At 66.2% G+C, this 21,306-nt stretch carries 18 protein-coding genes; 12 read left to right on the top strand and 6 right to left on the bottom strand.

The window, feature by feature from the left end:
• The first annotated feature begins 63 nt into the window (after positions 1-63).
• From AC1DJ5_RS04015 to metH, 7 genes are all read left to right on the top strand, one after another.
• Complete coding sequence (locus AC1DJ5_RS04015; protein ID WP_441455880.1) at positions 64-969, top strand: alpha/beta hydrolase; 906 nt, start codon at positions 64-66, stop codon at positions 967-969.
• Between the two features lie 157 nt (positions 970-1,126).
• Positions 1,127-2,794 carry an energy-dependent translational throttle protein EttA gene (gene ettA / locus AC1DJ5_RS04020; protein ID WP_441455882.1) on the top strand — a complete coding sequence of 556 codons (1,668 nt, stop codon included), beginning with the start codon at positions 1,127-1,129 and terminating at the stop codon, positions 2,792-2,794.
• Between the two features lie 234 nt (positions 2,795-3,028).
• Entirely contained in the window at positions 3,029-3,958 is a 930-nt protein-coding gene (locus tag AC1DJ5_RS04025) for a 2-hydroxyacid dehydrogenase (RefSeq protein ID WP_477019766.1), read from the top strand.
• Positions 3,959-4,213: 255 nt separating this feature from the next.
• The gene (locus AC1DJ5_RS04030; protein WP_477019767.1) at positions 4,214-5,173 is read left to right on the top strand and encodes an ArsR/SmtB family transcription factor; all 960 of its coding nucleotides are present in this window, start codon (positions 4,214-4,216) and stop codon (positions 5,171-5,173) included.
• The gene (gene metF / locus AC1DJ5_RS04035) at positions 5,173-6,129 is read left to right on the top strand and encodes a methylenetetrahydrofolate reductase [NAD(P)H] (RefSeq protein ID WP_477019768.1); all 957 of its coding nucleotides are present in this window, start codon (positions 5,173-5,175) and stop codon (positions 6,127-6,129) included. The genes AC1DJ5_RS04030 and metF overlap by 1 nt, the downstream gene beginning before the upstream one ends.
• Positions 6,129-7,223 carry a homocysteine S-methyltransferase family protein gene (locus AC1DJ5_RS04040; RefSeq protein WP_477019769.1) on the top strand — a complete coding sequence of 365 codons (1,095 nt, stop codon included), beginning with the start codon at positions 6,129-6,131 and terminating at the stop codon, positions 7,221-7,223. Before metF ends, AC1DJ5_RS04040 begins: the two co-directional genes overlap by 1 nt.
• A 127-nt stretch (positions 7,224-7,350) precedes the next feature.
• On the top strand, positions 7,351-10,017 hold the full coding sequence (gene metH / locus AC1DJ5_RS04045; RefSeq protein ID WP_477019770.1) for a methionine synthase: 2,667 nt from the start codon (positions 7,351-7,353) through the stop codon (positions 10,015-10,017).
• Between the two features lie 4 nt (positions 10,018-10,021).
• On the opposite strand, the gene AC1DJ5_RS04050 is transcribed toward metH, so the two are convergent.
• Together AC1DJ5_RS04050 and AC1DJ5_RS04055 are read right to left on the bottom strand one after the other, a co-directional pair.
• Positions 10,022-10,603 (bottom strand): hypothetical protein, encoded by a 582-nt coding sequence (locus AC1DJ5_RS04050; RefSeq protein WP_441455891.1) that lies wholly within the window; start codon positions 10,601-10,603, stop codon positions 10,022-10,024.
• A gap of 145 nt (positions 10,604-10,748) precedes the next feature.
• The gene (locus AC1DJ5_RS04055; RefSeq protein ID WP_441455893.1) at positions 10,749-13,793 is read right to left on the bottom strand and encodes a TonB-dependent receptor domain-containing protein; all 3,045 of its coding nucleotides are present in this window, start codon (positions 13,791-13,793) and stop codon (positions 10,749-10,751) included.
• 275 nt (positions 13,794-14,068) lie between these two features.
• Between AC1DJ5_RS04055 and AC1DJ5_RS04060 the strand changes: the two genes are divergently transcribed.
• The 3 genes from AC1DJ5_RS04060 (at position 14,069) to AC1DJ5_RS04070 (ending at position 16,165) form a co-directional block, all read left to right on the top strand.
• Positions 14,069-14,599, top strand: coding sequence for a hypothetical protein (locus tag AC1DJ5_RS04060; RefSeq protein WP_441455895.1), 531 nt, complete (start codon positions 14,069-14,071; stop codon positions 14,597-14,599).
• A 2-nt stretch (positions 14,600-14,601) separates the two neighbouring features.
• Positions 14,602-15,006, top strand: a complete 405-nt coding sequence (locus tag AC1DJ5_RS04065; protein ID WP_441455897.1) for a protein tyrosine phosphatase family protein — start codon at positions 14,602-14,604, stop codon at positions 15,004-15,006.
• Positions 15,007-15,238: 232 nt separating this feature from the next.
• Positions 15,239-16,165, top strand: a complete 927-nt coding sequence (locus tag AC1DJ5_RS04070) for an MBL fold metallo-hydrolase (protein WP_477019771.1) — start codon at positions 15,239-15,241, stop codon at positions 16,163-16,165.
• Here the strand turns inward: AC1DJ5_RS04070 and AC1DJ5_RS04075 are convergent.
• Together AC1DJ5_RS04075 and AC1DJ5_RS04080 are read right to left on the bottom strand one after the other, a co-directional pair.
• Entirely contained in the window at positions 16,162-16,863 is a 702-nt protein-coding gene (locus tag AC1DJ5_RS04075; protein ID WP_441455901.1) for a DUF1499 domain-containing protein, read from the bottom strand. The two genes, AC1DJ5_RS04070 and AC1DJ5_RS04075, sit on opposite strands and share 4 nt — an antisense overlap.
• A 17-nt stretch (positions 16,864-16,880) precedes the next feature.
• Positions 16,881-18,509 (bottom strand): long-chain-fatty-acid--CoA ligase, encoded by a 1,629-nt coding sequence (locus AC1DJ5_RS04080; RefSeq protein ID WP_477019772.1) that lies wholly within the window; start codon positions 18,507-18,509, stop codon positions 16,881-16,883.
• 282 nt (positions 18,510-18,791) lie between these two features.
• Here AC1DJ5_RS04080 and udk point away from each other — a divergent pair, with 282 nt between their 5' ends.
• Positions 18,792-19,436, top strand: a complete 645-nt coding sequence (gene udk, locus AC1DJ5_RS04085) for a uridine kinase (protein ID WP_477019773.1) — start codon at positions 18,792-18,794, stop codon at positions 19,434-19,436.
• A 58-nt stretch (positions 19,437-19,494) separates the two neighbouring features.
• Positions 19,495-20,139, top strand: a complete 645-nt coding sequence (locus tag AC1DJ5_RS04090) for a TetR/AcrR family transcriptional regulator (RefSeq protein ID WP_477019774.1) — start codon at positions 19,495-19,497, stop codon at positions 20,137-20,139.
• A 4-nt stretch (positions 20,140-20,143) separates the two neighbouring features.
• Here AC1DJ5_RS04090 and pdxH read toward each other — a convergent pair whose 3' ends face one another.
• Both pdxH and AC1DJ5_RS04100 read right to left on the bottom strand, forming a co-directional pair.
• A complete protein-coding gene (gene pdxH / locus AC1DJ5_RS04095) occupies positions 20,144-20,806 on the bottom strand; it encodes a pyridoxamine 5'-phosphate oxidase (RefSeq protein ID WP_477019775.1) in 663 nt (220 codons plus the stop codon).
• Between the two features lie 60 nt (positions 20,807-20,866).
• Complete coding sequence (locus AC1DJ5_RS04100) at positions 20,867-21,298, bottom strand: YciI family protein (protein ID WP_441455910.1); 432 nt, start codon at positions 21,296-21,298, stop codon at positions 20,867-20,869.
• Between the last annotated feature and the right edge of the window lie 8 nt (positions 21,299-21,306).

The raw sequence follows: 21,306 nt of genomic DNA on the forward strand, positions 1-21,306 counted from the left end.
CGCCTTCCGAGCGCCGCATTTGCCCTGAAACCTGCCTTCAAGGTGAAGCTTGAGGGGGCGTCCATGCGGGCACTGGGACTGGCGACGATTCTAGTGGCGGCGAGCCTCGCCGCGGGCTGCGGCGAGCGGGCGGACGCTCAAACCACCGCCGCCGAGGGCGCGCCCTATGTGCTGACGGGCACCCAGGTCTGGAGCGTGCCCGATCCGGTTTCTGGCCGCGACTATGAGGTCTTCGTCAGCCTGCCCGCCAGCTATGAGACCCAGCCGAACCGCCGCTATCCGGCCCTCTATGTCACCGATGCCGACTACGCCTTCCCCATCATCCGCCAGATCGCGCGACGGGTGAATCTGGAAGAGCCGGTGATCGAGGAATTCATCCTGGTCGGCCTGTCCTACGCCAAGGGCGACAGCGGCGCCGACAGCCGCCGCCGCGACTACACGCCCACGCCCAACGGGCCGCGCCACTCGGCCCCGGCCATACACGGCGGCGGCCCAGCCTATCAGACCTACCTGAAGACCCAGGCCCTGCCCTTCATCGACGCCCGTTTCCGCACGGATCCGACGCGCCGGACTCTGCTCGGCCATTCCTACGGCGGCCTGCTGGGCGCGCAGATCCTATTCACCGATCCGACGCTGTTCCAAAGCTACGTCCTGGGCAGCCCGTCCTTCTGGTACGACACGCGCCACATCATGACGATGGAGGCGGATTACGCACGCCGCCACCGCGACCTGCCCGCCGAGGTCTTCATGTACGTCGGCGGCTTCGAAGGGCCGGGTCCCACCGCCCGGCACAATAGCGAGGCGGACATGGTCGGCGACATGCGCACCATGGAACGGGTGCTGAAGTCGCGCCGCTATCCGGGGCTGAGCGTGCAATCGACGGTGCTGGCGGACGAGGACCACCTGACGGTCGCCCCCGTCGGCTTCACCCGGGCGCTGATGGCGGTCCTGCCGGCGCCCGTCGGCTAGAGGCAGCGCCTCGCCTCGGAAGGGTGCATCTGCCCCTCAAACGGCGGTCATCAATCCGCCGTCGCCATACGCCATGATTTGCCGAAACGAGTTGCGGTCGCTACATCCCGCTTCAATCTCCCAATCTATCCGAACCCGAAGGGCGTAACCGCACCTCATGGCGCAGCAATATATTTTCCAGATGCAGGGTCTGACCAAGACCTTCCCCGGCGGCAAAAAGATCTTCGAGAACATCTGGCTGAGCTTCTACAACGACGCCAAGATCGGCGTTGTCGGGGTCAACGGCTCGGGTAAATCCACCCTGCTGAAGATCATGGCCGGCCTGGACACCGAGTTCACCGGCGAGGCGCGCGCCGCCGACGGCATCAAGCGCGGCTATCTAGAGCAGGAGCCCAAGCTCGACGACAGCCTGAACGTTCGTCAGAACGTCGAGTCATGGTGCGAAGAGAAGCAGTGGGTCAACCGCTTCAACGCCATCGCCATGGAGATGGCGGAGAACTACTCCGACGAACTGATGGAGGAGATGACCGCCCTTCAGGAGAAGATCGACGCCGGCGACGTCTGGGATATCGACAGCCGCATCGAGATGGCCATGGGCGCCCTGCGCTGCCCCGACGACGACTGGGAAGTCACCAACCTGTCGGGGGGTGAAAAGCGCCGCGTGGCCCTGGCTCGCCTGCTGCTGTCCAAGCCCGACATGCTGCTGCTCGACGAACCGACCAACCACCTGGACGCCGAATCCGTCGCCTGGCTGCAGCATCACCTGGAGAACTTCCCGGGCTGCGTCATCCTGGTGACCCACGACCGCTACTTCCTGGACCTCGTCACCAAGTGGACGCTGGAACTGGACCGCGGCAAGGGCCACCCGCACGAGGGCAACTACTCCTCGTGGCTGGAAGCCAAGCAGAAGCGCGTCGTTCAGGAGAACTCGGAATCCGAAGCCCGCCAGCGCGCCCTCACCCGCGAACTGGAATGGGTCCGTTCGGGCGCCAAGGCCCGTCAGGCCAAGTCCAAGGCCCGTCTGGCCGCCTATGAGCGGATGGTCGACGAGCAGGAATCGATGCGCGGCGCGCAGACGCACGCCCACATCCAGATCCCGCCTGGCCCGCGTCTGGGCAACGTGGTTCTGGAAGTCGAGGGCCTGAAGAAGTCCTATGGCGACAAGACCCTGTTCGACAACCTGACCTTCAAGCTGCCGCCCAACGGCATCGTCGGCGTCATCGGCCCCAACGGCGCCGGCAAGTCGACCATGTTCAAGCTGATCACCGGCCAGGAAACGCCCGACGGCGGCTCCATCAAAGTCGGCGAGACGGTCAAGCTGGCCTATGTCGACCAGTCGCGCGACGACCTGAAGCCGGACGAAACCATCTGGCAGGCCATCTCGGGCGGCACCGACGTGATGATGGTCGGCAAGCGCGAGATCAACACCCGCGCCTATGTCGGCAGCTTCAACTTCAAGGGCGGCGACCAGCAGAAGAAGGTGGGGCAGCTCTCTGGGGGTGAACGAAATCGCGTGCACCTGGCCAAGACCCTGGCCTCGGGCGGCAACCTGATCCTGCTCGATGAACCGACCAACGACCTGGACATCGAAACCTTGCAGAACCTCGAAGAGGCTCTGGAGGAGTTCGCCGGCTGCGCCGTGGTCATCTCCCACGACCGCTGGTTCCTGGACCGTCTGGCCACTCACATCCTCGCCTTCGAAGGCGACGGCCACGTGGAATGGTTCGAGGGCAACTTCGAAGCCTACGAACAGGACAAGATGCGCCGCCTGGGTGCGGACAGCATCATTCCCAAGCGGATCCAGCACCAGAAGTTCGGTCGCTGATCGAACTGCCAGAATGACGAGCGGCCCTCCGGGCAATCGGGGGGCCGTTTTTCTTGCACCCTCCCCTCTCCCGCTCATCCCGGCGGACGCCGGGATCCAGTGCTTTGGCGACAAGCTCGACAGTCAACCTGTAGTGGCTAGGGCTCTTACTGGATCCCGGCGTCCGCCGGGATGAGCGGTACGGGGTGAATGAGAAGGGTGGTGCCGTCGTGAGACCGGGTTAGTCTGGCGGCCATGACCCAGCGCCCCGCCATCCTGATCATGCAGCGGCACCTCGCGCCGCTCAGCGTCTTTCTCGAAGGCGCTTACGACGTCTATCGCTTCTGGGAAGGGCCGCCGGTCGAGGCCGCCGCCGACGTCCGCGTTCTGGTCGTGGCGGGCGAGTTCGAACTGGACAAGGCGCTGATCGAGCGTCTGCCCAACCTGTCGCTGATCGCCTGCTTCACCTCGGGCTATGACGGCATCGACCTGGAATGGTGCCGCGCGCGCGGCCTGCCCGTCACCCACGCCCCCGCCATCAACCACGAAGACGTGGCCGACCATGCCGTCGGCCTGATCCTCGCCGCCCGCCGTCAGATCGCCGCGGGCGACCGGCAAGTCCGCGCCGGCGGCTGGACCCCGGCGTCCAAGACCATCACCCCGTCGATGGGCGGCCAGACCCTGGGCATCGTAGGCCTGGGCGCCATCGGCGAGGCCGTGGCCCGCCGCGCCGAGATCATGCGAATGACCGTCCAGTGGTGGGCGCCGCGCGCCAAGGCGGCGGCCTGGCCCCGCGCCGACAGCCTGATCGACCTGGCCCGCGCCTCGGACGTTCTGGTCGTAGCCTGCCGCGCGGACGAGACCAATCGCGGCCTGATCTCGGCCAAGGTGATCGAGGCGCTGGGCGCGTCCGGCCTGCTGGTCAATGTCGCGCGCGGCCAGCTGGTGGACGAGGACGCCGTCATCGCCGCCCTGCGCGACGGGCGGTTGGGCGCCGCCGCCCTGGACGTGTTCGAGACCGAGCCGACCGACCCGGCGCGCTGGGCGACCGTGCCCAACACCGTGCTGACGCCCCACACCGCCGGCGCCACGACCGAGGCGGTTCAGGGGATGCTGATGCTGCTGTTGCAGAATCTGTCGGCCCATTTCGCGGGCGAACCGCTGAAGACGCCGGTCGGGGGCTAAAGCCCCCCTTTCCTCCCCATTCCATGGGAGGGGGACCACGCAGTGGTGGAGGGGGCGGCGCAAACATCGGCCGTGGAGTCGCCCCCTCCGTCTCGTCGGCTTCGCCGCCGATCCACCTCCCCATGGAATGGGGAGAAAAGCAGAGCGCCGCTCGCCTCGCATCGAGAACGATCCATGCCGCGTGACGGGCAATAGTCTCCGCTTACGATCAGATTTCGCTTGCATAATCATATAAGGATATCTTTATATGCACCCATGACGCTGACTGCTGACCAGACTGTCGAGGCTCTGCGCGCTGCTGGCGAACCCACCCGTTTGCGGGTGCTGTCGTTGCTCGCCGCCGAGGAGCTGTCGGTGATGGAGTTGTCGCGGGTTCTGGACCAGAGCCAGCCCCGTGTGTCGCGCCACCTCAAGCTGATGGCCGATGCGGGCCTGATCGAACGATTCCCCGACGGGGCGCGAGTCTTCTATCGCCTGTCGCACGACGCCCTGTCGCGTCGCCTGGTCGACACGGTGCTGGACCTGCTGGGCGACGCCGAGGGCGAGGCCGACCATCGCCGCCTGGACGAGGTGCGCAAGGAGCGCGCCATCGACGCCGCCCGCTATTTCGAACAGGTCGCGCCGCAGTGGGACCAGATGCGCAGCCTCTATGTCTGCGAGAGCGCCGTCGAAACCGCCGTCGAACAGGCGGCCGGTCCTGGACCGTTCGAACGGGTCGTCGACCTGGGCACCGGCTCGGGGCGGATGCTGACCCTGTTCGGCAAGAAGGCGAAGATGTCGGTCGGGCTGGACCTCAGCCAGAACATGCTGAACATCGCTCGCGCCAATGTCTCCAAGGCCGGGTTGGACAAGGTCGAGTTGCGCCACGGCGACATCTTCTCGACCCGCCTGCCGCACGGCAGCGCCGATCTGGTGATCGTGCATCAGGTCCTGCACTATCTGGCCGACCCCGCCGCCGCCGTGGCCGAGGCCGCGCGTCTGGTCATGCCGGGCGGCAAGCTGCTGATCGTCGATTTCGCGCCGCATCAGTTGGAGCACCTGCGCGAGGCGCACCAGCACCGCCGCTTGGGCTTCGCCGACGAGGAAATCCAGGAATGGCTGGAAAAGGCGGGCCTGACCGCCGACGCCCCGATCGCCCTTCCGCCCGACACCGAAGGCCTGACCGTTCACATCTGGGCCGCCGAACGCGCCGCCTCTGTTCGAAAGACCGCCTGATGGCCTCCCCCGCCTCGCTCAATCTGGCCGAAGCCCGCGCCCTACTGCTGTCGCCGCTCGGCCCCGTCGCCCGCGCCGGTTCCAACCGCAACGCCGTCAACGTCTCGTTCGAGTTCTTCCCACCCAAGTCGGACGAGGCCGAGGCCAATCTGTGGTGCGCCATCCGCCGGCTGGAGCCGCTGAACCCGGCCTTCGTCTCGGTCACCTATGGCGCGGGCGGCTCGACGCGCGAGCGCACCCATCGCACGGTGCAGCGGATCATCAGCGAGACGGCCCTGCGCCCCGCCGCCCACCTGACCTGCGTCGAGGCCAGCCGCGCCGAGGTCGATGAGGTCATCGAGGGCTACAAGGCCATCGGCGTCGATCACATCGTCGCCCTGCGCGGCGATCCACCGGGCGGAGACGGCATCGGCGGCGCCTACGCGCCCCGCGCCGACGGCTACGCCAACGCCACCGAACTGTCCCAGGCCATCAGCCGCGTCGGCGGCTTCGACATCACGGTCGGCGCCTATCCCGAGAAGCATCCGGAAAGCCCGTCGATCGACCACGACATCGACGTGCTGAAGGCCAAGGTAGACGCCGGCGCGACGCGCGCCGTGTCGCAGTTCTTCTTCGACATCGAGGCTTTCCTGCGTTTCCGCGACCGGGTGCGCGCGGCGGGCGTGACCATCCCCCTGATCCCCGGGATCATGCCAGTGTCCAACTTCAAGGGCCTGAGCCGGATGAGCGCGGCCTGCGGTGCCTCCATCCCCGACTGGCTGGCGGCCCACTTCGACGGGCTGGACGACGACCCCGAGACCCGCAAGCTGCTGGCCGCCTCCATCGCCGCCGAGACCTGCGCGCGACTGCAGGAAGAGGGCTTCTCGGACTTCCACTTCTACACCCTGAACCGCGCCGAACTGGTCTATGCCATCTGCCGGGTGCTGGGCGTGCGTGAAACCAAGGCTGTTGCGTAATGACTTCCCCGCTTTCACGTCCTGAACGGATCGCCGCCCTGCACGCGGCGGCCAAGGAACGCATCCTGGTCCTCGACGGCTCCTGGGGCGTCATGATCCAGCGACGCGGGCTGGAGGAAGCCGACTTCCGCGGCGACCGTTTCGTCGCGGCCAACGGCTATGACGAGAGGCATCAGATGAAGGGGAACAACGACATCCTCTGCATCACTCGCCCCGACATCATTTCCGACCTGCACGACCAGTATTACGGCGCGGGCGCGGACATCAGCGAGACCAACACCTTCTCCGGCACGGTGCTGGCCCAGGACGACTATCACCTGGACGCCCAGGCCGTCTGGGACATCAATCTGGAAGGCGCCAAGCTGGCCCGCGCCGCCGCCGACCGCTGGACGGCCAAGGAGCCGCACAAGCCGCGCTTCGCCGCCGGCTCCATCGGCCCGCTGACCAAGATGCTGTCCATGTCGTCGGACGTGAACGATCCCGGCGCGCGGTCAGTGACCTTCGATCAGGTCTATGAGGCCTATCGCCATCAGGTGAAGGCGCTGAACGAAGGCGGCGTCGACCTCTATCTGATCGAAACCATCACCGACACGTTGAACTGCAAGGCCTGTATCAAGGCCATCAAGGACCTTGAGGACGAGGGCCTGCCCGCCCTGCCCATCTGGATTTCCGGCACTATCACCGACCGTTCGGGCCGGACCCTGTCGGGCCAGACCGCAGAGGCCTTCTGGAACAGCGTGCGCCACGCCAAGCCTTTTGCAGTCGGCTTCAACTGCGCCCTCGGCGCCGACCTGATGCGGCCCTTCATCGCCGAACTGAGCCGCGTCGCCGACACCCTGGTCGCCGCCTATCCCAACGCCGGCCTGCCCAACGCCATGGGCCAGTACGACGAACAGCCGCACGAAACCGCCCACTTCATCGAGGAATGGGCTGCCTCGGGCCTGGTCAACATCGTCGGCGGCTGCTGCGGCACCACCCCCGACCACATCAAACACGTCGCCGAAGAGGTCGCCACGCTGAAGCCGCGCGAAATCCCCGAACGCCCGGTGGCCATGCGCCTGTCGGGGCTCGAGCCGTTCGAGTTGGTGGCGTGATGCGTCCCCACCCGCTCATCCCCGCGGAGGCGGGGACCCAGTACTTTGGCTACATCCAGATCGTTGATCGCCTGTGCGCGGCTCAAACCTGGGTCCCCGCCTCCGCGGGGATGAGCGGAGAGTTGCGTTGAGACCTATCTTCATCAACGTCGGCGAGCGGACCAACGTCACCGGCTCGGCTAAATTCCGTAAACTGGTCGTGGACGGCGACTACGCCGCCGCGCTCGACGTCGCCCGCCAGCAGGTCGAGGCGGGCGCTCAGGTCATCGACATCAACATGGACGAGGGCCTGCTGGACGGCGCCGTCGCCATGCGCACCTTCCTCAACCTGATCGCCGCCGAGCCCGACATCGCCCGCGTGCCGGTGATGATCGACAGCTCCAAGTGGGAGGTCATCGAGGCGGGGCTGAAGTGCGTTCAGGGCAAGCCGATCGTCAACTCGATCAGCATGAAGGAGGGCGAGCAGGCCTTCCGCGAGCACGCCGTCAAATGCCTGCGCTACGGCGCAGCCGTCGTGGTCATGGCCTTTGACGAGGTGGGCCAGGCCGACACCGCCGCGCGCAAGATCGAGATCTGCACCCGCGCCTATAACATCCTGGTCAACGAGGTCGGTTTCCCGGCCGAGGACATCATCTTCGACCCCAATATCTTCGCCGTGGCGACGGGGATCGAGGAGCACGACAACTACGCCGTCGACTTCATCGAGGCGGTCAAGGTGATCAAGGCCACCCTGCCCTATGCCCGCATCTCGGGCGGGGTGTCGAACGTCTCGTTCTCGTTCCGGGGCAACGAGCCGGTGCGCCGGGCCATTCACTCGGTCTTCCTGTACCACGCCATCGCGGCGGGCATGGACATGGGCATCGTCAATGCGGGCGACCTGCCCGTCTATGACGACATCGACCCGGTGCTGCGCGAAGCGGTCGAGGATGTGATCCTCAACCGCCCGCAACGCACCAATGTGTCCAACACCGAGCGGCTGGTGGACATGGCGCCCAACTACAAGGGCGAGAGGGGCGCGGCGCGCGTCGTCGACCTGAGCTGGCGCGAGCAGCCCGTCGCGGCCCGCATCGCCCACGCCCTGGTCCACGGCATCACCGAGTTCATCGAGGCCGACACCGAGGAGGCCCGCCTGGCCTCCGAGCGTCCCTTGCACGTCATCGAAGGTCCGCTGATGGACGGGATGAACGTGGTCGGCGACCTGTTCGGTTCGGGCAAGATGTTCCTGCCGCAGGTGGTGAAATCCGCCCGCGTGATGAAGCAGGCCGTCGCCTGGCTCAACCCCTTCATGGAGGCCGAAAAGGCCGGCAAACCGCGCGAACAGGCGGGCCGCATCCTGATGGCCACCGTCAAGGGCGACGTCCACGACATCGGCAAGAACATCGTCGGCGTCGTGCTGCAATGTAACAACTACGAGGTCATCGACCTGGGCGTCATGGTCCCCGCCGACCGCATCCTGGACGCCGCCATCGAGCACAAGGTCGACATCGTCGGCCTGTCCGGCCTGATCACCCCGTCGCTGGACGAAATGGTCTATGTCGCCCGCGAGATGGAGCGGCGCGGCTTTGACATCCCCCTGCTGATCGGCGGGGCCACGACCAGCCGCACCCATACGGCGGTCAAGATCGAGCCGGGCTATCGCCAGGGGTCGACCACCTATGTCATCGACGCCAGCCGCGCCGTCGGCGTGGTCGCGGGCCTGCTGTCCCCGATCGACAAGGCGAAGAACGAGGCCGCCACCCGCGACGAATACGTCCGCATCCGCGAGCAGTACGCGCGCGGCCAGGAGGTCAAGGCCCGCGCCACGCTCCAGCAGGCGCGCGACAACCGCTTCAACGCCGATCCGGCCGCGACCATGCCGGGCAAGCCGTCGTTCCTCGGCGTGCGGGCGTTCGACGCCTGGGACCTGGCCGATCTGGCCGACCACATCGACTGGACGCCCTTCTTCGCCAGCTGGGAGCTGATCGGGCGCTACCCGCTGATCCTCGAAGACGAGATCGTCGGCGAGGCCGCGCAGGACCTGTTCAAAGACGCCCAAGCCATGCTGAAGCGGATCATCGACGAGAAGTGGTTCACGGCCAAAGGCGTGGTCGGCTTCTGGCCCGCTCAGGCCGTGGGCGACGACATCGCCGTCTATGCCGACGAGACCCGCAACGAAGAGATCGCCCGCTTCCACACCCTGCGTCAGCAGATCAAGAAGTCGAACGGCAAGCCCAACCTCGCCCTGTCGGACTTCATCGCTGAGGAAGGCGAGGACTACGTCGGCGCCTTCGCCGTCACGGCGGGTCATGGCGAGCTGGAAATCGCCAAGACGTTCAAGGACGCCGGCGACGACTATTCCTCGATCATGGCCACGGCCCTGGCCGACCGCCTGGCCGAAGCCTTCGCCGAGGCCCTGCACAAGAAGGTGCGGACCGAGCTCTGGGGCTATGCCTCGGGCGAAGCCACGACCACGCAGGACCTGATCGAAGAGAAATATCAGGGCATCCGCCCTGCCCCCGGCTATCCGGCCCAGCCCGATCATACGGAAAAGGCCACCCTGTTCCGCCTGCTGCAGGCCGAGCAGAACGCGGGGATGGCCCTGACCGAAAGCTATGCGATGACGCCCCCGGCCTCGGTCTCGGGCCTCTATTTCGGCCATCCGGGCAGCCACTATTTCGGCGTCGGAAAGATCGACCGCGATCAGATCGAGGACTACGCCCGCCGCAAGGGCTGGGACGTCGAGACCGCCGAACGCTGGCTGTCCCCGATCCTCAACTACGACCCCGGCGCCATCGCGCGCGACAGCGCCGCCTGATCCGTCAGGCGGCGGGGGCGGCCGCTCCGCTGTCCAACCCCACGTCCTTGAGCGTGGCCGGCGCGGCGGTGATGTTCTCGCGGATGCGTCGCGCCGCGTGTTCGCACCGGCCCGGCAGTCCGAAGAACAGGCCGAAGGCTTCGCTGCGCGCCTTGACGTCCTGCTGCGCCAGAAGCGGCGCCCACTGGCGGGCGGCGGCGGCCGCCGCCTGCTGGGCCGTGGCCTTGACCGCCGGGGACTGGCGCGTCCCCGCGACCGCCAGCGCCGAACCGAAGTCGACCGCCTCCAGCTTGCCCAAGCGGATGATGTCGAGGTCCAGGGCGTCGCTCGTCTTCAGGCTTTCGCCCAGGGCGATGTGCCCCTTGATCAGGGCCTCGCACCAGGCGACCAGCGGATAGTCCGCCTGCGGCGCCCCGCGCGGCAACTCGGCCGCATAGGCCATCGCTTCGCGAATCTTCAACGCTTCGGCCGTTTCGGTCGCGCGGGTCGCCGTGACCACAGGCCTGTCCGCATCCTGGGCCAGAGCCGCTCCGGACGACAGAACGAGCGTCGCGGCGGCGAGCATCAGAACGGAACGAAGGGCCATGGGCGGTGTCTTTCTCTGTGACGGGCGATAGCCACGCGGCGACCCGCCACGCTTGCCGCCCCAGATGGTTTTTCTGCGGCAACGGTTTCAAAAGAAAAGGCGGCGGATCCGAAGATCCGCCGCCCCCCCAAGCCTTTGAAAGGGCTTAGAAGTTCGCCGTGACGCCGAAGAAGACGTAACGTCCCATCGCATTGTACAGCTGCGGATAGGTGTTGTTGTTGCCGGTCGTGCCGACGCTGGAATTCAGCGGCGGATCGGTATCGAAGACGTTGTTCACGCCCACGCGCACCTGCACGTTGTCCCTCGCCTGCCAGGTCCCCGCCAGATCGAAGTAGTTGATGGCGTCGAACTCGCGGTCGATACGGGCGGCCGGCGAGTGGTTCAGGCTGCCGTCATTTCCGAGAACGGCGAATTCCGAGCCGCCATAGTAGCGCCAGGTGCCGGCCAGATTCAGCCCTTCGATCGGGGTGCCCCAGTCGATCCGCAGACGGTGGCGCCATTCCGGATTAGGAACGCCGCACTGATTGCCGAAGAAGCCGGCGCAGTCATACTTCGAGTTGGCGAAGCCCAAACCGGTGTCGGTTTCCAGAGAGTTCAGCCAGGTGCCGACCATGGTGAAGGCCAGCGTGCCCGCACGATCCCAGCCGTAATTGGCCAGGTCCATCCGGTAGTTGGCGGCGACGTCCACACCGGACGTCCGAAGACCGCCGATGTTGGTGTTCAGGTCAACGACGTTGCCGGTGCCGACCCACAGTTGGCCGTTGGCGTTCCGCTTGATGTTAGCGCAAGCGGCAGCCAGACCGGAGGAGTAGCAGGCGTCCAGAGAGTTCTGCGGACCGATCGACGAGATCAGATTGTCGATCTTGATATCGAAATAGTCGATTGTCAGGTTAAAGCCCGGCAGGAACTCTGGCGTGAAGACGACGCCCAGAGTCAGGGTGTCGGAGCTTTCCGGCGTCAGCGCGGTGTTGCCGCCCTGAAGGAAGTTGTACTGATCGGCGGGGCTGGAGAGGCCCACGCTGTTCGCCTGGGCGAGCGTCACCTGCCACGGGTTGCTTCCGATACAGGCTGCATCGCCCGCATAGGTGGCCGCCTTGTTCTTGTCGCAGGGGTCGGCGTCCATATCGAACAGATTGAAGCCCTGCGCGGTGAACAGTTCGATCACGTTGGGCGCACGAACGGCGCGCTGAGCGCTGGCGCGGAAACGAACCGACGAGATCGGAGCCCAATCGCCGCCGACCTTCCACGAGTCCGTGGCGCCGCCCAGCTCATACTCCGAGTGACGATAGGCGAGATCGACCGACAGTTGGTCGGCGAAGGCCATGCCTTCGGCGATCGGAATCTGGGCTTCGCCGAACACGTCATAGACCTGGTTCGCGCCGTTCAGGCCCAGGGTCGCGCCGCCTTGACCGGCGCCGTCGCCAGTGGTGAAGGACACATCCGGGGTCAGATCCAGCGCGTCGCGGCGATATTCAACGCCGAACGCCGTCTGGACCCCGCGCGTGGCCCACGGCGACTTGACGCCGTAGGTTCCCAGGTCCGCCGTCAGCGAACCCGAAACTACCTGCTGGGTGGTCCAGCCGGTGGCGACCAGCGGCACCTGCAGGTAATCCAGAGCCGCCTGGGTCACGCCGCCCGACTTGAAGATATTATAGGGCACGCAGTCCGCATCGATGCCGGCCAGAACGGCCGAGCAGACGGGTTGACCGGAGACCGGGTCCGTCACGACGTCCAGCGCCCGAGCCAGGCGGGTGTTCGAGAACTCGTTGCGGTAGATGTTGGTGAACTGCGCCCGCGAGTACTGGGCCGTCAGGTCATAGCTCCAGGCGTCGTTCAGATCGCCACGCGCGCCGACAACGCCGCGATACGACTGGAAGCGGATGTCCGACTGACGACCACCGCCTTCGACGTTACGACGACCAATGAACATGTCCTTGGCGGCACCCGAGGAGATATCCCCCGCGGAACAGAGGATCGCGGCGCGCTGCTGCGCCGACAGCAGGGGGTTGTTGCATCGAATGGTCGCGCTGCCGTCCGTGGTGCGGAAACCATCGGAGAACTCGCCGAAGAAGTTACCCGACGGCGCGATCTGCGCGATGGTCGAGTAGTCGCTGAACATCAGCTGGGTGTAGAGCTCGACCTTGTCGTTGACATTGTAGTGGCCGAAGGCGCCCAGGGTGTAGCGCTCGTCCGGCCGCTGGTAGTAGTTCAGAGGACCGAAGTTGTATTGGTCGCGAGAAGCGACATAGGGAATGAAATTCCCGCCGGCATCGACCGTAAATTGGTAGGTATCGAAGTCCGTAAACAGACCCGGGAATGAAGTACCCGAACCACCGCAGGTGAAGTTGGCTCCAGATGCCGGGCCGAGCGAGCAGGACGCATAGTCGTAGTCGCGACCGAGAACCTTGTTGTTCTTGCGGTAGCCGGCGTAGGCCGTGATGTTGCCCTTGCCGTCCGGCGAGCCGACACCCATCAGGATGTTGAGTTCGCGGCTGAAGCCAGTGGTGACGTTGTCGTCCGGCAGCTTGAACTGCGACGGGTTGGTCGCGGCGCGGCCAGCGATGACGTTGCGCAGGTTGCCGACGCCGTCATAGTCGTTGTTGTGCTGGTTGAAGCCGTACTGGGCGTCGATTTCGATGCCTTCGAAATCCTTGCGCATGATGAAGTTCACGACGCCGGCGATGGCGTCCGAACCATAGACGGCCGAGGCGCCGCCCGTCAGAACTTCAACCCGCTCGACCAGTTGGCCGGGGATCTGGTTCAGGTCGGCGGCGTCGTCCTGCGGCGAGCCGTAGCCCATGCGCTTGCCGTCGATCAGCACCAGGGTGCGCGACGAACCCAGGTTGCGCAACGACACGGTCGCGGTGCCCGAAGCCCCGTTGGAGACGGTCGAGTTCTGCGCGGCGAAGGCCTGCGGCAGTTGGGTGATCAGATCCTCGACGCGGGTCACGCCCTGGATGTCGATGTCCTCGCCCGTGACCTGGGTTACCGGGCTGGTGGTGGTCAGGTTGGGCTGGCGAATGCGCGAGCCGGTGACCACGATGTCGCCCACCTGGCTGGCCTGCTCGGGTTGAGCCGGCGCCGGAGTCGGCGTCGTCTGGGCCATGGCGGGAGCCGCCAGCCCGGCGAGCGCAAAGCCCGCGATCATCGTCGACGCCAGCAGACGCTCGCGTTTGATCTGGAATTTCAAGGTTCGTCCTCCTGAGTTGTGGACGGCAACAGCAAAGCTTGCCCTTCGCCTGTCGACCACGGCTAGACTCGGGTGACGCCTAAATCGGCGCCCTACCGATAGCTGGTCAGTAGGTAGCCACGCGAAACCTGCATCGGACAGGGAAATTACACATCCGTAACAAAGACGCCTCTGCGCTGTCGCAAAATCGCCACGCCCGATCTTGTCTGGCCTTAAACGAAGGCGCGTGCCATTAAGACAAATCTTGAAATGCATAAGTTCTCAAGGAGAGAAATGTGCGCATCATCACCACACTCGGACTCGCAACAATCGCCATTTTGTTGCTCTCTATGCCGAGTTATGCGCAAAATTTCGCCACAAACCGCTCACCCCTTCTGGAGCAGGTGGCCCGGTGTCGGCAGATCACATCCGACGTCGAGCGCCTGCGCTGTTTCGACAATGCGGCGGGCGCGCTGGACGCCGCAGAGCGTCAGGGCGAGGTGGTGGTGGTCGACCGCGGACAGATTCGCGAGGCCCGCCGGCAGCTGTTCGGCTTCGAACTTCCCTCGCTGCCGCCGATGTTCAGCCGCGACGAGGCGGACGAAAAGATCGACGCCGTCGAAACCACCTTGCTCAGCGCCGGCCAGGGCGCGGACGGCAAATGGCTGTTCCGACTGGCGGACGGCTCTGAATGGCGCCAGATCGATTCCGATCCGGTGCGATTCCAGAATCGCGAGGGCATGGAAATTCGAGTGCGCCGCGCCTCCCTTGGCAGCTATCAACTGACCGCCGGCCGCAGCCGCGCCGTGCGCGTAAAGAGACAATAGAGATGACCGATCCCGTCGCCCTAAACGACCACATCTGGCTTTCGGGCCAGATCGCGCCTGAGGCGCTGGCCGAAACGGCCGCGCGACTGGGCTTCCGCAAGGTGGTGAACAACCGGCCCGATCATGAAGAGCTCGGCCAGCCCACCAGCGCCGAAATCCACAACGCCGCGGAGGCCGCCGGCCTGGCCTATCTGGAGGCGCCGGTGCGCGGCCTACCCGATCCCGAGACGATCCGCCGCGTCGGCGCGTTCCTGGACGACGGCGCGTCGGCGCTGCTCTTCTGCCGTTCGGGCATGCGGTCGGCCGCCACCTGGGCCATGGCGGAGGCCGGCCGGGGGGCGGATGCGGACGAACTGAGGGCCCAGGCCCTGGCCGCCGGCTACGACCTCAGCCGCGTGCCGCTCTAGCGCTCGACGGCAGCGCGCACGGCATAGGGCGTCGCTGGCTCCGGCGTGCAGGATGCGACGAGCCACTGCGCCGTCAGGAGACAGACGACGGCCGCCACCAGGGCCTTCGCTCGATTTGGGACAGGAAAAACGGCAGAACGGATCACGACGCGGGCTCCTGAAAGAGTTTACGTGCGTTGAAAGCAAGGTCGGCGCCGCTGCAGACCGATGAGTTGAGCGAGGACGCCCGCCCGTGATCCCCTATGTCCGACAGTTCGACTTCACCTATGGCCGCCGCGACCAGGTGTCGGCGCTGATCCAGCGCGTCATCGCCGACAATCCGGGGCCGTTCACCTTCACCGGGACAGGCACCTATATCGTCGGGCGCGACATGCCGGGCGCGAGGGTGGCGGTGATCGACCCCGGCCCCGACGACGAGGCGCATCTGCACGCCCTGCTGCGGGCGGTGAAGGGACGGACGGTCAGCCATATCCTGGTGACCCATGCCCACCGCGACCACGCCCCCCTCGCCCGCCCCCTCGCCGAAGCGCTCGGCGGCGCGCCGATCCTGGCGGCGCAACCGCACGGGCCGACGGTTCACGCCTCGGACCAGAGGGATCAGGCCCCCATGGACGAGGACGACGACGACGATTTCAGACCTGATGTCATCCTGACGGACGGCCAGAGGATCGAGGGCGACGGCTGGACCGTGGAAGCCATGGCCACGCCCGGCCACGCCTCCAACCACATGGCCTATATATTGAGGGACGAGAACGCCCTGTTCAGCGGGGACCACGTCATGGGCTGGTCCACAACGGTCGTCGCCCCGCCCGACGGCGACATGGCGGCCTATATGGACAGTCTGGATCGAGTGCTGGCGCGCGGCTTCTCGACGATCTGGCCGACGCACGGTCCTGCGATCACCCAGCCCGCCCCCTTCCTCAAGGCCTATCGCGACCATCGGCTGGAGCGCGAGGCGCAGATCATGGCGCGGCTGGCGGCTGGGGACGCGACGATCGCCGCGATCGTCCCCGCCCTCTACGCCGCCGTCGATCAGCGCCTGTGGCCGGCGGCCAGCCTGTCGGTGCTGTCGCACCTGATCAAACTGGTGAAGGAGGGCCGGGCGACCGCCGCGCCGGAGCCGACGCTGGCGGCGCGCTATAGCCTGACCTCGCCCTAAGGCTGCAGACCCTCCGCGACGGCGCGGGCCAGACGGCAGGCTTCATCGCCCACTTTCACGTCTTCGCGCGCAGCGACGCGGATGTCGGTGCGACCAGGCCGGATACGGATGGCGGCGTCATAGGTCAGGCCGAACCAGAAGCCTTCCTTGGAGCCGTCGGCGCGGAAGGGCGCCGCCCCGCGCACCGTGAAGCCCGCCGCCTCCAGCGCCGCCGCTGCGGTTTCCGGTGCCACCTGACGCGCAACGGCGATCAGGCCGGGACAGGCGACGGGCGCCGCCCCCTGCCCGCCCCGCATGGCGACCACCGTGCGCGAGAAGGCCGGCGGCTCGGCCGCGTCGGTCGTGACATCGGTCGCGGCCTCGACCGCGAAACGCCGCTCCTGCACCAGAAGCAGGGCTATGGTCGCGCCGACGACCACCAGGGCGACGACCGCATAAAGCCCGCGCCGGCGCACGTCCTTCAGCGCGATGATCGTCGCGACCAGAGCCGCCGCCAGTCCGACGAAGGCCAGGATGCGGCCGATCTTCAGCGTCAGGACTTCCAGCCCGAAACCGACGCTCCACAGGCCCAACCGGGCGCCGAACACCGCGACCAGCACCAGAAGCGGCGCCAGAAACGGCGCCAGAAACGCCGCCAGCGTCAGCCAGCGCAATCGGATTTCAGCCGTTCGCGCCTGCGTCCGGGATGGTTCAGCCATGCGGCCCTCCTGAAGGATCAGCCCGCAGTCGGCAGGCGATAGTCCTTCATCTGCTCGCGCAGCAGCTTCTTGTCGATCTTGCCCGTCGCGCCCAGCGGAATATCGGCCACGAAGACCACGTCGTCCGGCATCCACCATTTGGCGATCTTGCCGACCAAGAAGTCGAGATGCTCCTGCTTGTCCTCAGCCTCTCCCTCCCTGAGCTTGATCAGCAGGACCGGGCGCTCATCCCATTTCGGGTGGGCCGAGCCGATGACGGCGGCCAGGGCGACCTTGGGGTGGCCGATAGCCAGGTTCTCGATCTCGATGGAGCTGATCCACTCGCCGCCGGACTTGATGACGTCCTTGGCCCGGTCGGTGATCTGCATGAAGCCGTGGTCGTCGATGGTCGAAACGTCGCCGGTGTCGAAGAAGCCTTCGTCGTCCAGGATCTCGCTATCGTCGCGGAAATAGGCGCGCGAGATGGTCGGCCCCTTGATCATCAGCCGGCCATAGGTCTGGCCGTCGTGCGGCATTTCCTTGCCGTCGTAGTCCTTGAGCTTCAGTTCGACGCCCAGCGGCGGCGTGCCCTGTTTGACGCGCCACTTCAGCTGTTCCTCGAACGGCAGGGCGGCCAGTTCCGGCGTCATGTTCGACAGGGTGCCGATGGGCGAGGTCTCGGTCATGCCCCAGCCTTGCAGGACCTCGACGCCGAACTCGTCGTGGAAGGCGCGGATCATGCTTTCCGGCACGGCGGCGCCGCCGATCAGCACACGCTTGACGGTCGAGAGCTTCAGATTGTTCTCGCGCAGGTGGTTCAGCAGACCCTGCCAGACCGTCGGCACGGCGGCCGAGAAGGTGACGCCCTCGATCTCCAGCAGTTCGTAGATGGAGGGGCCGTCCATGCGCGCGCCCGGCATGACCAGCTTGGACCCCGCCGCCGGCCCGCCGAAGGCGATGCCCCAGGCGTTGGCGTGGAACATCGGCACCACGGGCAGGATGACTTCCTTGGGCGTGGCGCCCAGGACGGTCGACTGCAGCCCCAGCAGCGTATGGATGAAATTCGAGCGGTGCGAATAGAGGACGCCCTTGGGGTTCCCCGTCGTGCCCGAGGTGTAGCAGAGGCCGCAGGCGGTGTTTTCCTCGAACCCGCCCCAGGTCACGTCTTCCGACGACTGCTCCAGCACCGTCTCATAGCAGTCGACCACCGGCAGCTTGGTCTGCGGCATATGGCCGGGGTCGGTCAGGATCACGACCCGCTCGACCGACGGGCAGTGCGGCAGGATGGCGTCCAGCAGCGGCACGAAGGTCAGATCGACGAAGATGATCCGGTCGGCGGCGTGGTTGATGATGTAAACCAGTTGTTCCGGGAACAGGCGCGGGTTCAGGGTGTGGCAGACCGCCCCGATGCCCATGATGCCGTACCAGGTCTCGATATGGTCCGCGGTGTTCCAGGCCAGGGTGGCGACCCGGTCGCCGGGCTGCACGCCCCAGGCCTTCAGCGCGTTCGACACCCGCTTGGCGCGACCGTGGATCGCGCCATAGGTGGTGCGCTCGATCGGCCCCTCGACCGAACGGGTCACGACCTCGCGGTTGGGGTGCCAATTCTTGGCGTGATCGAGAATTTTGTCGACCGTCAGCGGCCAGTCCTGCATCAAACCCAGCATCGCATTCCCTCGTCGTGCGCCCTCTAAACGTGGCGCTTTGCGCCGACGCTATCTAGGTGAACAGCGATAAGCAACGGCGCCTCAGCCGTACAAATCGCCGTTCTCCTGCCGGCCGCCGCCGCCAGAACACAACACGTCGCCCCCATTCCGCAACGAACGGCAAAGCCTTGCCCATAAAGGCGGATGGCGAGGGCAGGCTCGACCCGCGATCAGGTCAAACGTGAAACATGGTCAATCGCGGCGGACCCGCCTAGAAAGCGGGCGAGACGCACGGAGAGCCCCATGACCATCCTGATCGCCATCACCGGGGGCTCCGGCTCCGGCAAGAGCACGCTGGCCGAGGCCCTGGTCGCCTCCCTGCCCCAAGGCGTCGCCGTTCTGATGCGCGAAGACTCCTATTACCGGGATGCAGCCAGCGTTCCCGGCTTCGACGCCGACACCCACGATTTCGACGATGTGGCCGCGCGCGACCATGATCTGTTGGTCGAGCACCTGTCGGAGCTGAAATCCGGGCGGCCGGTCATGGCCCCGCTCTATTCCTTCCTCCACCACGGCCGCGATCCCGGGGGCGAAGCCATCCACGCCGCCGAAGTCGTGATCGTCGAGGGCACCCACGTCCTGTGCACCCCGGCGCTGACGGCGCTGTTCGACATCAAGGTCTTCGTCGACACCCCCGCCGACATCCGTTTCATCCGCCGCCTGCTGCGGGACCAGACCGAGCGGGGACGCACCGCCGAATCCGTCATCCACCAGTATCTGCTGACCGTCCGCCCCGGCCATGAACGCCTGACCGAACCCTCACGGACCCACGCCGACTTCATCGTCGCCGACGCCACCGCGGCGGTACGCCTGGAAGATCCGCAGGCGGTCATTCGCCTTGTGGCCCCGGTTCTAGCGCACCCGCTCCTAGCTGCTTGGCATCATTAGTTGATTTCTGCTCACGGAACCTTGTTCGCGTTTGCAATCATGACCAAAAAGAGGCAACGTGGTCGCATTACATCTGGGCAATGTTCCGATGACCGCTGCGGTCCATGATCTCGACGACCCTCGACGCGCCGCCATTGTGCGCCAGGCCAGACTGCATTTTATTTCCGAGGGCTACGCCTCCACACGGATGGAGCCGATCTCCCGCGAATCCGGGGTATCCACCGCCACCCTCTATGCGTTTTTCGAGAGCAAGGCGGCCCTGTTCGCCGCGGTCATCGAAGACACGTCCGAGGACTTCTCGCGACGCATGGCGGCGGTCAAAACCTGCGAAGGCGCGCCGCGTGAACGACTGACGGGCTTCCTCAGCGCCTACACGGAATTCATGAGCGACCCGTTCGTGCATTCGGTGTTCCGGCTGGTCGTGGCCGAACGCCCGCGCTTCGAGGCCGTAGCCCGGAGCTTCTTCGAGCGCTGCAAGCATGACTTCGGCGCCGTGCTGATCGCCACCCTGGCCGACATGAGCGCCGCGGGACAGATCAAGATCGCCAAGCCGTCCTGGGCGGCCGGTCAATTGATGGGGATGGTCGAACACCCCGTCTTCTTCGTGCCCCTGGTGACAGGCGACGAAGTGATGGCGGCGCGGCCCCCGCGACAGATCGCCGAGGATGCGGTGGAGACCTTCCTGGCGCGCTACGCCGCCTGACGCCTCAGGGCCAGAGGCGCGTCCGCTTCCAGTCGTCGCGGTTGCGGTCAAACCGCAACCGATCATGCAGGCGGAACGGACGGTCGCGCCAGAATTCGATCTGCTGCGGAACGACGCGCCAGCCGCTCCAGCGCTCGGGACGCGGCACGTCCTGGCCTTCAAATCGGGCCGTCTCCGCCGCGACCCCGGCTTCCAGCACTTCCCGGCTGGCCAAGGGGCGTGACTGATCCGAGACCCAGGCGCCGATGCGGCTTTCGCGGGCGCGACTGGCGAAATAGGCGTCGGCCTCGGCGGCGCTGACCGGCTCGACGGCGCCGCGCACGCGCACCTGGCGACGCAGGCTCTTCCAGTGGAACAGCAGCGCCGCGGACGGATGGGCCCACAACTGCTCGCCCTTGGCGCTTTCCCGATTGGAAAAGAAGGTGAAGCCGCGCGCGTCCACGTCCTTCAGCAGCACCATGCGCGCATCGGGCAGGCCGTCCGCGTCCACCGTGGCCAGGGCCATGGCGTTGGCGTCGTTCGGCTCCGACGCCTTGGCCGCCTCCAGCCACTCCACGAAAAGGGCGAAGGGATCGCCCCGCTCGAAGATGGTCTCATCCGCATTGGCCGCCAGTTGCGCGGCGTAGTCCTCGGCGGACGGGCTGGGCGGGATCACGGACTGGGTCATGAACCGACTCCTTACACCCACGCTTCCCCTACGTCATCAGGCGTAGACTAGTCAGCGACATCAAGCTTCACCATAACGCCCCGCTTGGTCCCGCAACGCCTCTTCACGCGCCACGATGTCGGGCGTGATGGCCTCGAAATCCTCCGTCGACAGGATGGGTCGGATCTCGACCTCGCCGTGCAGCTTGTCAGTGTCGGGGATGCGGCGCGCCCAGGCGACGGCCTCGTCCATGTCCTTGACCTGCCAGATCCAGAAGCCGGCGATCAGTTCCTTGACCTCGGCAAAGGGCCCGTCGATCACGATCGGCGTGTCGCGCCCGCCGAAAACGACCCGCTTGCCCTTCGACGACGGCTGCAGTCCCTCGCCGGCCAGCAACATGCCCGCCGCCGCCAGTTCCTCGTTGAAGGTCATCATATCTCGGATCAGCGCCTCGGACGGCTGAACCCCCGCCTCGATGGCGTCCGTCCCTTTCATCATCACCATCACGCGCATGGTGTTTT

The organism is Brevundimonas sp. 01N35, assembly GCF_056399785.1.

What these genes read in the sequence shown, in the direction of transcription:
- AC1DJ5_RS04015 (WP_441455880.1), top strand. Translation starts at nt 64, where the DNA reads ATGCGGGCACTGGGACTGGCGACGATTCTAGTGGCGGCGAGCCTCGCC.
- ettA (WP_441455882.1), top strand. Translation starts at nt 1,127, where the DNA reads ATGGCGCAGCAATATATTTTCCAGATGCAGGGTCTGACCAAGACCTTC.
- AC1DJ5_RS04025 (WP_477019766.1), top strand. Translation starts at nt 3,029, where the DNA reads ATGACCCAGCGCCCCGCCATCCTGATCATGCAGCGGCACCTCGCGCCG.
- AC1DJ5_RS04030 (WP_477019767.1), top strand. Translation starts at nt 4,214, where the DNA reads ATGACGCTGACTGCTGACCAGACTGTCGAGGCTCTGCGCGCTGCTGGC.
- metF (WP_477019768.1), top strand. Translation starts at nt 5,173, where the DNA reads ATGGCCTCCCCCGCCTCGCTCAATCTGGCCGAAGCCCGCGCCCTACTG.
- AC1DJ5_RS04040 (WP_477019769.1), top strand. Translation starts at nt 6,129, where the DNA reads ATGACTTCCCCGCTTTCACGTCCTGAACGGATCGCCGCCCTGCACGCG.
- AC1DJ5_RS04050 (WP_441455891.1), bottom strand. Translation starts at nt 10,603, where the DNA reads ATGGCCCTTCGTTCCGTTCTGATGCTCGCCGCCGCGACGCTCGTTCTG.
- AC1DJ5_RS04065 (WP_441455897.1), top strand. Translation starts at nt 14,602, where the DNA reads ATGACCGATCCCGTCGCCCTAAACGACCACATCTGGCTTTCGGGCCAG.
- AC1DJ5_RS04075 (WP_441455901.1), bottom strand. Translation starts at nt 16,863, where the DNA reads ATGGCTGAACCATCCCGGACGCAGGCGCGAACGGCTGAAATCCGATTG.
- AC1DJ5_RS04080 (WP_477019772.1), bottom strand. Translation starts at nt 18,509, where the DNA reads ATGCTGGGTTTGATGCAGGACTGGCCGCTGACGGTCGACAAAATTCTC.
- udk (WP_477019773.1), top strand. Translation starts at nt 18,792, where the DNA reads ATGACCATCCTGATCGCCATCACCGGGGGCTCCGGCTCCGGCAAGAGC.
- pdxH (WP_477019775.1), bottom strand. Translation starts at nt 20,806, where the DNA reads ATGACCCAGTCCGTGATCCCGCCCAGCCCGTCCGCCGAGGACTACGCC.
- AC1DJ5_RS04100 (WP_441455910.1), bottom strand. Translation starts at nt 21,298, where the DNA reads ATGCGCGTGATGGTGATGATGAAAGGGACGGACGCCATCGAGGCGGGG.